A 12,201-nucleotide genomic window follows, 5' to 3' on the forward strand; every position below is an offset into this window, starting at 1 on the left:
CGAAAAATTCTTACTGGTTTTTCTTCTGATAATAGAATGCCGGCAGAAACAATACCAAGAATAATGGCTGAATAAGAAATCGGCGTACGTAGAACAGAAACATATAGTCGGGTTGGTCTGAAAACTTAAGTATTCCGAAAAAAAGCGCAATCAACACTCCGAAGAGAATAAGGTATAAAAACGTCGTGAACTTCGTTAGCGGAACATCTTTAAAAACCACATAAATTACCGCTACCGATACGGCGGAATTTAAAAAGTAGCGAAAAACCAATCCGAAGAAAAGAGGCATTGCGTCGTATGGTGGCAATTGGGCATTCTGAAATTCACCTTTAAAAAAACCGAGAAACGGATCGTAAAACAACTGCTTTTCAAACAAACGGATTAACGCCAGGAGAAGTACGAGTACGGTAATCCAAATCAGTTTCTTTCTATTTCTTCGGAGTTCCTGTAGCATAGTCTGAAAATTTTTGAACCCATAAAACCCACAAAATAAAAACCACCGCATAAATGACCAATGGGAAAATCACACCGTGTAATACATGCTCATATTCGGGATAACTGTACAGTGCCATTGCCAGAAAGGCGATCCGAAGCACATTAAGCAGATGAATAATAACACATCCTGTCAGAATATATAAAATCGTTTTAAGCCATTTTCCGGAAAAAGCAAAAACAAAAGCGGCAAAAAGAATCATGACACTTAAAGCATTACAGCCTTCGATAACACGAGCAACATATTTGTTTTTATAGTATAATTGCACGAATTGACTTGGTTTATCTTCAATTATATAGGAATCTTTATCAAACAATTGCAATACAAGTTCTGTATTTCTTGCAACAAGCTTAGTGATTGCGTCCACCTTCATCTCTCCGTAACTCATCAGATAATTGTTATAAATAAAAGTCATCAAGAAATAAGCCAAGAAAAACTTCATTAGGAAAACGAAAAAAGGTTTGTATTGTAAAAAGAGGTTTTTCACACGAATGATTTTAACAAAAATATAAAAATAAAAAGAGCGCAATTAAATACTTTTGCATAAAACTAAAAAACATGACATTTAAAGAATTAGAACCGAAAGTGATTGAAATACTTTCCCAAGATACCGTTTCCCGTGACGAAAAATTAAAAGGCCTTTGCCAGTTATTGAGCGACAACATCAGTTATTACGACTGGGTGGGATTTTATTTTGCCAACCACGATACCCAAACCTTGCATCTTGGTCCTTACGTGGGAGCGGAAACCGACCATACCGTGATTCCGTTCGGAAAAGGGATTTGTGGACAGGTGGCCCTTTCCAATGAAAACTTCGTGGTGCCGGACGTTAGTGCTCAGGACAATTACATCGCCTGCAGTTTTACGGTAAAATCGGAAATCGTGGTACCGCTTTTTGTTAACGGTAAAAACATCGGTCAGATTGACATCGACAGTCATGTGCCGGATCCGTTCACCGAAGCTGACGAACGCTTCTTAGAGTTTGTAAATCAGGAGATTGCCAAACTTTTTTAGGGAAGTTTCCGTAATTATTTGCCTATTCGGAAAATAAAAATTACCTTTGCACCACGTTTTAGGATAAACCTATCGCGCTACATAATAATCATTTAAAGAATATTAGCATGTACTTAACTAAAGAAGTTAAATCAGAAATCTTCGCTAAACACGGAGGAGCAGAAGCCAACACCGGATCTGCAGAAGGTCAAATCGCGTTATTCACATTCAGAATTTCTCACTTGACTGAGCACTTGAAAAAAAATCGTCATGATTATAACACAGAGCGCTCATTAGTTTTATTGGTAGGTAAAAGAAGAAGTCTTCTTGACTACTTAAAGAAAAAAGATATCAACAGATATCGTGCGATTATCAAAGAATTAAACATCAGAAAATAATCAGAAGAAGAGGTGCTCGCGCGCCTCTTTTTGTTTTGTATATTTTGACAGAAAAAAGTTTGGTTTTTCATTGGGTATTAGACAACTACAACAACACAACAACAACACAACTAAGACCCATTGTTTAATTAAGAATTAAGTTTTTATGATTCCTAAAGTATTTCAGGAAATTATCGATTTAGGAGATGGCAGAAGCATCTCAATCGAAACAGGAAAATTAGCCAAACAAGCAGACGGTTCTGTCGTGGTTCGTATGGGAGACGCTATGCTATTGGCAACGGCGGTATCAGCCCGTACTTCTAATCCGGGAATTGATTTTCTACCTTTAACCGTAGATTACCGTGAGAAGTTTGCAGCTGCAGGCCGTTTCCCAGGCGGATTTTTTAAACGTGAAGCCCGTCCGAGTGACAGCGAAGTGTTGACCATGCGTCTTGTAGACCGTGTATTACGCCCGCTTTTCCCGGATGACTATCACGCTGAAACGCAAGTAATGATTCAGTTAATGTCTCATGACGAAAATGTTATGCCGGATGCATTAGCCGGTTTGGCAGCGTCTGCAGCATTAGCCGTATCCGACATTCCTTTCAGCACATTGATTTCAGAAGTTCGTGTAGCGCGAATTGACGGGAAATTTGTCATCAATCCAAGCAGAGAAGAATTGGAAAAATCAGACATCGACATGATGATTGGCGCTTCTAAAGATTCGGTTGCCATGGTGGAAGGAGAGATGAAAGAAATCTCGGAAGCAGAAATGGTGGAAGCCATTAAATTTGCACACGAGGCCATCAAGGTTCAAATCGAAGCACAAGAAAGATTACAGGCGGCTTTTGGTAAAAAAGAAATCCGTACTTACGAAGGAGAAAGAGAAGACGAAGCGATTTACGCAAAAGTAAAAGCTGCCGCTTACGATATGTGTTATGCCATTGCTAAAGAAGGAACAGCGAAACACGAAAGAACAGCACAATTTGCAGAAGTAAAAGAAGTAGTAAAATCTTTATTTACTGAAGAAGAATTGGCAGAAAACGGAGATTTGGTTTCCAAATACTTCTACAAAACCAACAAAGAAGCGGTTCGTAACGTAATTCTTGAATTAGGCGTGCGTTTGGACGGAAGAAAAACTACGGAAATCAGACCTATCTGGTGTGAAACCGATTACTTGCCTTCAGTTCACGGATCGGCTTTGTTTACCAGAGGAGAAACTCAGGCTTTGGCAACGGTTACTTTGGGGACTTCCAGAGAAGCGAACCAAATTGACTCTCCATCGGAACAAGGGGAAGAAAGATTCTATTTACACTATAACTTCCCTCCTTTCTCCACCGGAGAAGCAAAACCTTTAAGAGGCACTTCCCGTAGAGAAGTGGGTCACGGAAACCTGGCACAACGTGCTTTGAAAAACATGATTCCTGCTGATTGTCCTTATACTATCCGTATTGTATCGGAAGTATTGGAATCGAATGGTTCATCGTCTATGGCAACGGTTTGCGCCGGAACTATGGCTTTGATGGATTCAGGCGTTCAAATGGTAAAACCGGTTTCCGGAATTGCGATGGGATTAATTACGGATGGTGAAAAATTCGCGGTTTTATCGGACATCTTAGGAGACGAAGATCACTTGGGTGATATGGACTTCAAAGTTACCGGTACGGCTGATGGGATTACCGCTTGTCAGATGGATATCAAGATCGAAGGATTGCGTTATGACATTATGGAGCAGGCTTTAGGTCAGGCACGTGACGGTCGTTTACACATTTTGGGTAAAATCACCGAAACCATTGCACAACCAAGACCGGAAGTAAAACCAAAAGCACCGAAAATCATCACACGTACGATTCCAGGAAACTTCATTGGCGCCTTAATCGGACCGGGCGGAAAAGTGATTCAGGAATTACAGAAAGCCACCGGAACTACTATCGTAATCAACGAAGTGGACGAACAGGGTGTGGTTGAAATCCTTGGAACAAATCCGGACGGAATCGCGGCGGTATTGGCGAAAATCGACTCTATCATTTTCAAACCTACTGTAGGCGAATCCTATGAAGTGAAAGTAATCAAAATGCTTGATTTCGGAGCGGTGGTAGAATATACTGCGGCACCTGGAAACGAAGTATTGCTTCACGTATCGGAATTGGCTTGGGAACGCACGGAAAATGTTTCCGATGTGGTTAAAATGGGCGATGTGTTTATGGTAAAATACTTAGGTGTGGATCCGAAAACAAGAAAAGAAAAAGTTTCAAGAAAAGCTTTATTGCCAAGACCTCCACGTGAGGAGAAAAAAGACACTCCACAACAAGGTTAATTTTTTAGAAGATTAATTCATAAAAAGCCCCGTTTCATTTATTTGAAACGGGGTTTTTGCTTTACAGTCAATAAAGTAAGATTTTTTTTAAAACATAAATGTACTTTTAACATTTTTGGATAGAATTTATCTCTAAATTGCGTAAGAATTATCCATTCTTTTTTTTAGATAAATTTCAGATGAAAACCAAACACAGCCCATTTCTTTCCAAGCTACTGTTAACAATGCTTTTAGCATCGGCAATAAATATCGCACAAGCCCAGACTTCCGAAGAAGTACTTACCAAACATTTCGATCAGTCGCTTGGCAGCGAAAATCTTGACATCAACAACGGGACAGTACACGTAAATGAGTTCCGTGTCTTGAACAACAAACACCGGTATTATCCTTCCGACAACTTCGAAACCGGCAATGTTACCTATAACAACCAGCAGTATTTCGACATTCCCCTTAAATACGACCTATACAAGGACATTCTCGTATACAAACCGCAAAATTCCGGCATTATCAGCATCAATCTGATTCATGACAGAGTTACCTCCTTCAGGATAAACAACAGGAATTTCATTCTCATAAACAGTCTGCTTTTTCCTTTAAGCCCAATTAAAACAGGATATTACGAAGAAAATGTATCCGGGAAAAATTTCACCTTTTACATCAGACATCACCGTGACAAAAGAGAAGTGCTGAAAGGAGCCTCGGTATTTAACGAGTTTGATGACAATTACGAATACTTTATCAAAAGGAATGGCGCTTTCAATAAAATCAGCTCCAAGAAAGATCTTATAAAACTTTTTCCTGAGCAAAAAAGGAAAATAAACGACTTTTATTCTGCTTCGGGAAAATTAAAAAAGACCGACGAGCTACTATTTTACGAAAAGTTAATCACCTATCTGAACAATGCAATTGAAAACAACACTAAGTAATCCAATGAAAAAACTTCTTCTTACGATAATAGTCTTGCTATTGCATCAGATTGGCGCCGCTCAGGTTACGGACAAAAAATATTCATTTGACTTTAATGCTGTTACCCTTGAAAAAGCCATTGAAATAATCGAACAGGATACCGATTTTAAATTCTATTTTGACAAAGACTGGTTCAAAAACTATTCGGAACCGATTAACCAACGTTTTTCGGAAACTGCTATTGAAACCATACTCAACGAATTGCTTCAAAACACGACATTAAATTATTACCTCTCGGATCAAAAGATAATTCTAACAAAGAACAGCGTGATTTACGACAAATTACCGGAGAATTATTTCAATACGGAGAAAAACATAACCCAAAGCACTACCGTTGTTTTTCAGGGAAGTCCCGTATTTGAGAAAGAATTCAACAACGACATCAATGAAAATGATAACAATGTTGCTTTTGTAGGCAAGGAAAATAAGGTTTCCAACGGAAAAACCTTCGAACTATCCGGCTATGTGAAAGATGCGAAAACCGGCAAACCTGTTCCGGAAGTAATTATACGCGCCAAAGACAACGAAGCAACCGCGATTACGGACAACGAAGGTTTTTTTACCATAAAGCTGCCGATTGGATTAAACATCATTGAAACAGAAAATTTTCTTTTCAAAAAGATAACCCGAAAAATAATGATGTACAGTAACGGAAAAATGGATTTTACGGTACAGGAAAACATCAACCAGCTGAAAGAAGTCATCGTTAAAGGCAAAAAAAGCGAAACCGTAAAAAGCGCCAATACCGGAGTAACGTCCATCAATATCGAAGGACTGAAAAACATACCGATGGTTCTTGGAGAAAGAGACATTCTGAAAGTAGCCACCACTATTCCCGGCATCAAAACCGCGGGAGAAGGATCGTCCGGATTTAATGTTCGTGGCGGAAAAACAGATCAGAATCTGATACTTTTAGACAATGCAGTAATCTACAACCCGGCACATTTCTTCGGTTTCTTTTCAGCAATAAATCCGTTTACGATTGGAAGTGCCGACATTTACAAAGGCAGTATTCCGGTAGAATTCGGAGGGCGTTTGTCGTCCGTATTCGACATTACCACAAAAAACGGCAATACAACGAAACTTTCAGGTGAAGGAGGCATAGGTCCGGTGACCAGTAATATCACGGTAAGCGCGCCAATAGTAAAAGAAAAAGCGAGTTTATTGGTTGGAGCCAGAGCCACTTACTCGGATTGGATCTTAAAAACATTGGATGAGAAATCACTCAAAAACAGTAAGGCTTCTTTTTATGACGGTGTAATAAAATACAACCACAAGATAAATGCCAACAACGATATCGAAGCTACCGGATACTACAGTCATGATGCCTTCAGTGTTTCCTCCGATTCGCTTTATAAATACAGTAATCGTATTTTTTCACTGAAGTGGAATCACGCATTCAGTGCCAAACACAAAGCCGCATTAATTCTTTCTAACAGTCAATACAAATTCAATATCGATTATGATAAGGAAAACGACATGACCAAATCTTTTGATTTCGGATATAAAATTGACGAGAACCAGCTTCAATTCAAGTTCAGCTATGCCTTAAACGAGAAGCACAAAATAAGTTATGGTGTGGCCGGAAAACTATACAACATCAATCCGGGCTATCTGAATCCTACCGGACAGGAAACCCTACTGATTCCTGTCACTCTTGAAAAAGAGAAAGCCTTTGAGTCCGGAATTTATATTGCAGATTCGTATAAAGTATCCGAAAAATTACTAATCAATGCCGGAATACGCTATTCCTATTATGCGGCTCTGGGATCTTCTTCTCAAAGAGTATACGAAGCAAATATGCCCGTTTCAGATGCCACAGTGGTTGAAACAAGACAATTCGGAAACAACGAGGTTATTAAGACTTACAGCGGTTTCGAACCCCGAGTTTCTGCGCGGTTTTTCATAACCGATGACTTTTCAGTGAAAGCAAGTTATGACAAAACCTATCAATACTTACACTTATTGTCAAGTAACACGACACAATCACCAACCGATACCTGGAAACTTTCCGATTTGAACATCGCACCACAAAATGCCGATCAGTATTCCATAGGATTGTATAAGAATTTTGCCGAAAAAGATTTTGAAGTAAGTCTGGAAGGCTACACCAAAAAAATCAACAACATTTTGGATTATAGGGTGGGCGCCGAATTGTTACTGAACGAAAACATCGAAACCGAGCTTTTAAAAGGCAAAGGAAAGGCTTACGGTGTCGAATTCCTGTTAAAAAAACAATCCGGAAAACTTAACGGATGGTTAGGATACTCCTATTCCCGAACTTTCGTGAAATTGGACAGTAAATTCGATTCGGACAAAGTTAACAACGGCGACTATTTTCCGGCAAATTATGACAAACCTCACGATGTGAGTGCGGTATTGAATTATAAATTCACCAAAAGATACAGTTTATCAACTAACTTTGTATATCAAACGGGACGACCTATAACCTATCCCATCGGAAAATACACTTACGGAAACGCGGAATATACGCTTTACAGTGATCGAAATAAATTCAGAATTCCGGATTATTACCGTTTGGATATCGGTGTAAATATTGAAGGGAATCACAAAATAAAAAAATTGGCACACAGTTTTTGGAACGTCTCCATCTATAATGTGCTGGGAAGAAACAATCCTTATAATATCTTTTTTGTGACCAAAAGCGGAGAAGTGAAAGCCTACAAAACTTCCATATTTTCTGTGCCGGTACCGACCATAACGTATAATTTCAAGTTTTAATTTAAAAACGAAGAGAAATGAAAACAAGAACCACATTGAACGCCATCGTTTGCCTGCTTTTATGCTTCGGTTTTATAGGATGCACAGAGCCGTATCAGATGCAAACAAGCACATTTGAAGACGCCTTGGTTATTGAGGCGACCATTACAAACGAACTAAAAAGACAGCAGATAAAAATCAGTCGTACTTATCAGTTTGAGGAAAACGGCCCAACTGCGGAATCCGGAGCAGAAGTCTACATAACGGACAATACCGGCAACCGGTATGATTTTACGGAGCAGAATGGAATTTACGTTTCCGTTTCAGAATTTCAAGCACTCCCGAATGTCAATTATCAATTGCTTGTGACTACCCAAAACGGACAGACATACGCTTCGGACATTCAAAAACTAACCACTGCAAACCAAATCAGCAGTATTGATACCGACATAGCGGAGAGCAACAATCAACGAGGCGTTCAAATCAGTGTCAACAGCTCGGACCCCACCAACACTTCAAAATTCTATCGTTATGAATATGAGGAAACCTATAAAGTAGTAGTCCCAAAATGGTCAAACTACAAAGCGTATCTGTTAAATGAAAGAGCAGTCAGTTATATGGAAAGAGGGTACGAATCCAAAACCTGTTTCACCACCAAAAAATCAGACACTTTCTTATTAACAAATACCACAGATTTAATGGAAGACTCGGTCATTAAATTTCCCATTCGTTTTATTGGTGACAGGGAGTACATGCTTTCCGAGAGATACAGCATCCTGGCAAGGCAATTTGTAATAAGCCAACAGGCCTACGAGTACTATGAGATAATTAAAGCCTTATCAGATTCCGGGGAACTTCTATCCCCCAACCAACCCGGCTTTGTATCCGGCAACATTAAATCCAGGAGTAATCCCAAAGAAAAAGTCATTGGTTTTTTTGATGTTTGTTCGGTGTCTGAAAAAAGAATATTTTTCAATTACGGCGATGTTTTCCCTAACGAACCGATACCACAGTTTTTCATGGAATGTCCGGAAGAAAGCTTAGACTGCGGAGATTTCAGAACCAATCCGCTGGGAGACGGCTTCAAATTAATCAGCTATATCCAAAGCGGTCAAAAAGTCTTTTATGATTTTATTTTCAATCCCCTAAGCGAAACACACTCCACTTATGTTATGGTACCCGCGGCTTGTGGTGATTGCACTACTTTTTCATCTAATGTGGTCCCTCCTTTTTGGCAATAAAAAAGCATGAGCATGAAATTCAAGTTCTATAAATTCCTATTCTTGTTGGTGATTCCTTTATCATTCGTCAACTGCACAGAACCTTACAAACTCCAAACCGAAACGTTTGAAGAAGCTTTTGTAATTGAGGCAACCATCACCAACGAATTAAAAAAACATCAGGTAAAAATCAGCAAAACGTATGTATTTGAAGAAAACGGTCCTACTTTTGAGTCGGGTGCCGAAGTATACGTACAAGATGACGCCGGGAATCGCTACGAGTTTAGTGAGCAAAACGAAGTGTACGAATCTACCACCCAATTTCAGGCTAGCCCAGGAAGACAATATCAATTGTTTATTACCACCAGTGATGGCAAACAATACGCCTCCTCAAACCAAACCCTGACCACCGTCAACGAAATGGAAAGCCTGAGTACCAACGTCATTACAAAAGACGGAATAACCGGTGTTGAGATTGGGGTAAACAGTTATGACCCTACGGGATCTTCCAAATATTACCGTTACGAATACGAAGAAACTTCAAAAGTAGTCGTCCCAAAATGGAGTCCGTTTAAAACCGTCTTATTAAATCACCCGTTAATATGTGCCGGAACGCAATTTCCGGGGTTCGAAACCATTAGCCTTGTATTGAAGACCGGGGAGTCTCGGGTGTGTTATACTACAAAAGCTTCGGTAGGAATCCTTCAGACCTCTACAAGCACCTTCAACGAAGACAGGGTTATCAATTTCCCGGTTCGTTTTATTTCCAACACCGATTATACCATTGCCGAACGCTACAGCATAATGGTAAAACAATATGTACAAAGTATTGAAGCCTATACTTTTTACAAAACAATGAAAGACATGTCTGAATCAGAAAGCCTCTTATCCCCCAATCAGCCCGGATTTTTTAACGGAAACATTCAGTCTGCTTCCAATCCCAAAGAAAAAGTCTTGGGCTTTTTCGAAGTGGCTTCAGTTTCATCAAAAAGAATCTTTTTCAATTTTCATGACATTTTCCCAAACACCCATCTCCCTGCATATCCCTATGAATGCCTCGAGTATACCTTTGACAGTATGAGTTTTGGCGTAAATCACCACCCAACCCCGGAAATTCCTTGTGGAACCGGAGGAGAGGGAGGCGCTTTACGAGACGCCATCCGGTCAAACAGGCTGATTTTTTACGCGTCTGATTTCCCTTATTTCACCATGGTTAAGCGGGTATGCGGCGATTGCACAACCTTTTCATCTAACATAGTACCTCCATTTTGGCAATGACAAAAAAAATCACATTTCTAGCCCTATTCCTCCTAACCAATACCTTTGTTATTGGTCAGAATAACTATTCCGCAAAATCCATAAGTCAAATCAACACCATTGAAGAAACACTATATGTGCATTGCAACACAACAACGCTACTGACCGGAGAGACACTGCTGTTCAAAGTATATTCTTTAAATCCTCTCCAAAAAAAGCTCAGTCTCATCAGCAAAATTGGCTATGTTGAATTACTTGACGACGGGAACAAATCGGTTTTGAAACAAAAAATAGCCTTAAAAAACGGAACCGGACAAGGTGATTTCTTCCTTTCGACAACGTTAAAAACTGGTAATTACAAACTTATCGCCTATACAAACTGGTCTTTGAATAAAGCGGAAAAAGGAATCTCAAAAACAGCCATTTACCTTATAAATCCTTTTGAAAGCAACACTCCGGGAGAAATCACTAAAAATATTTCTTCTGAAACAGAGTCACTGTCTCCTTCAAATGTTCATAAAAAAGGAGAGACTACTGCTTTAAACAAAAGTTTGATTACGGTAAAAACAGACAAAGAAAAATACAGTCTCCGGGAAAAGGTCAGTCTTACAATCAATGCCATTTCAAAAGAAAAATTGGACGGAAGTTTTTCGGTTTCGGTAAGGAAAACAGACAGTCTTCCGACGCCTGAAACGCTATCTTCCATCGACTTCATCAACGCGTTCCCGGGGATGAACAATTCCAACACCGAAAAAAGCCGCTTTCTACCGGAGTTGCGTGGCGAAAATATTTCAGGGAAAATCGTCGGAAAAGACAGCGCTAAAGACCTGAAAGACAAAACAGTTGCGCTTTCCCTTCCGGGTAAATCGTTTGGCTTCAAGGTAGCAAAAACCGAGGAGAATGGAAAATTCAACTTCATTCTTGACAGGCATCCCGGTACTACTGAAGCGATTATTCAGGTTATGGAAAAAGACCGGAATGATTATGAAATCGTTTTGGACAAAACAAATACTCCTGAATTAAATACGGCGAACGTTTCCGCTCTTTTACAATTGCATCCAAAAAACAAAAGAGAAATTGAAAACCGATCCATTGCAAATCAGATAGAGAACAATTATTACCAAAAGAAAAAAGACAGTCTTGCCAATCCTCTGAAAAACGTTTCGTTCTTTCATCCTCTTGAAAAAGAGTATGTCCTGGATGATTACACCCGTTTTCCTTCTTTAAAAGAGACAATCATTGAGGTACTTTATGAGGTTTCCTATAAAAAAGAGAACGATACCTATTCCCTCCTTATAAAAGATTTTTCAGCACAGGGAGAAGCCTACGGAGAAGCTTTGGTTTTGGTTGACGGACTTTTGATTCAGAATGTAAATGAATTGTTTGAATATGACATGCAGAATATCTACAAGGTGAGTTTTGTCAATCAGGGTTATGTTTACGGTCCGAAAGTATTTAACGGAGTCATTAATTTTGTTACCAAAAAGCAGGACTACAAGACAAAAACTTCCGGCACCTTCATTAAAGACGTTACCATAGAAAGACCCCAAACAGAGAAAAAATACTTTAGTCCCGATTATTCGCTTTCAAATGACGAAAGGATTCCGGATTTCAGATACCAGTTGTTTTGGTTACCGGAAACGGGTTTAACAGAGAATGAATCCCGATTGTTTTTTTACACCTCAGATGTGAAAGGACGTTTTGAAATTTCAATAGAAGGGTTTACCAATCAAGGGGAGGCGGTTTCAATAAAAGAATACTTAACAGTAGAATAATAAACTGAAATACCTGACATTTAATCGATTATACCGTCATTAATTTGTCATGAAGAACATAAAGTTGCTAAATTTATGTAAA

10 protein-coding genes are annotated in these 12,201 nt (G+C 39.3%); 8 read left to right on the top strand and 2 right to left on the bottom strand.

The genetic code is table 11. From position 1 onward, the window contains the following. Nucleotides 1–10: 10 nt before the first annotated feature. Nucleotides 11–454, bottom strand: a complete 444-nt coding sequence (locus BLQ05_RS01720; protein WP_035653890.1) for an exosortase F system-associated membrane protein — start codon at nt 452–454, stop codon at nt 11–13. Further along, nucleotides 429–980 carry an exosortase family protein XrtF gene (xrtF, locus tag BLQ05_RS01725; RefSeq protein WP_035654044.1) on the bottom strand — a complete coding sequence of 184 codons (552 nt, stop codon included), beginning with the start codon at nt 978–980 and terminating at the stop codon, nt 429–431. Before xrtF ends, BLQ05_RS01720 begins: the two co-directional genes overlap by 26 nt. 71 nt (nt 981–1,051) lie before the next feature. Here xrtF and BLQ05_RS01730 point away from each other — a divergent pair, with 71 nt between their 5' ends. The 8 genes from BLQ05_RS01730 to BLQ05_RS01765 all read left to right on the top strand — a co-directional run bounded on the left by BLQ05_RS01730 (nt 1,052) and on the right by BLQ05_RS01765 (nt 12,119). Next, nucleotides 1,052–1,507: a GAF domain-containing protein gene (locus tag BLQ05_RS01730; protein WP_023575411.1), complete on the top strand. Its 456-nt coding sequence runs from the start codon at nt 1,052–1,054 to the stop codon at nt 1,505–1,507. 107 nt (nt 1,508–1,614) lie between these two features. Beyond that, nucleotides 1,615–1,884, top strand: coding sequence for a 30S ribosomal protein S15 (gene rpsO / locus BLQ05_RS01735; RefSeq protein ID WP_023575412.1), 270 nt, complete (start codon nt 1,615–1,617; stop codon nt 1,882–1,884). A 145-nt stretch (nt 1,885–2,029) separates the two neighbouring features. Further along, nucleotides 2,030–4,180 (top strand): polyribonucleotide nucleotidyltransferase, encoded by a 2,151-nt coding sequence (locus BLQ05_RS01740; protein ID WP_023575413.1) that lies wholly within the window; start codon nt 2,030–2,032, stop codon nt 4,178–4,180. A gap of 224 nt (nt 4,181–4,404) precedes the next feature. Next, nucleotides 4,405–5,106, top strand: a complete 702-nt coding sequence (locus tag BLQ05_RS01745; RefSeq protein ID WP_162147774.1) for a hypothetical protein — start codon at nt 4,405–4,407, stop codon at nt 5,104–5,106. 4 nt (nt 5,107–5,110) lie between these two features. Continuing rightward, the gene (locus BLQ05_RS01750; RefSeq protein WP_023575415.1) at nt 5,111–7,888 is read left to right on the top strand and encodes a TonB-dependent receptor; all 2,778 of its coding nucleotides are present in this window, start codon (nt 5,111–5,113) and stop codon (nt 7,886–7,888) included. A gap of 17 nt (nt 7,889–7,905) precedes the next feature. Then, nucleotides 7,906–9,108 carry a DUF4249 domain-containing protein gene (locus BLQ05_RS01755; RefSeq protein ID WP_023575416.1) on the top strand — a complete coding sequence of 401 codons (1,203 nt, stop codon included), beginning with the start codon at nt 7,906–7,908 and terminating at the stop codon, nt 9,106–9,108. Between the two features lie 12 nt (nt 9,109–9,120). Further along, the gene (locus BLQ05_RS01760) at nt 9,121–10,365 is read left to right on the top strand and encodes a DUF4249 domain-containing protein (protein WP_035653893.1); all 1,245 of its coding nucleotides are present in this window, start codon (nt 9,121–9,123) and stop codon (nt 10,363–10,365) included. Then, nucleotides 10,362–12,119 (top strand): hypothetical protein, encoded by a 1,758-nt coding sequence (locus BLQ05_RS01765; RefSeq protein WP_023575417.1) that lies wholly within the window; start codon nt 10,362–10,364, stop codon nt 12,117–12,119. Before BLQ05_RS01760 ends, BLQ05_RS01765 begins: the two co-directional genes overlap by 4 nt. The last annotated feature ends 82 nt before the right edge of the window (nt 12,120–12,201 follow it).

This window comes from Flavobacterium saliperosum (genome assembly GCF_900100625.1).
Lineage (GTDB): Bacteria > Bacteroidota > Bacteroidia > Flavobacteriales > Flavobacteriaceae > Flavobacterium > Flavobacterium saliperosum.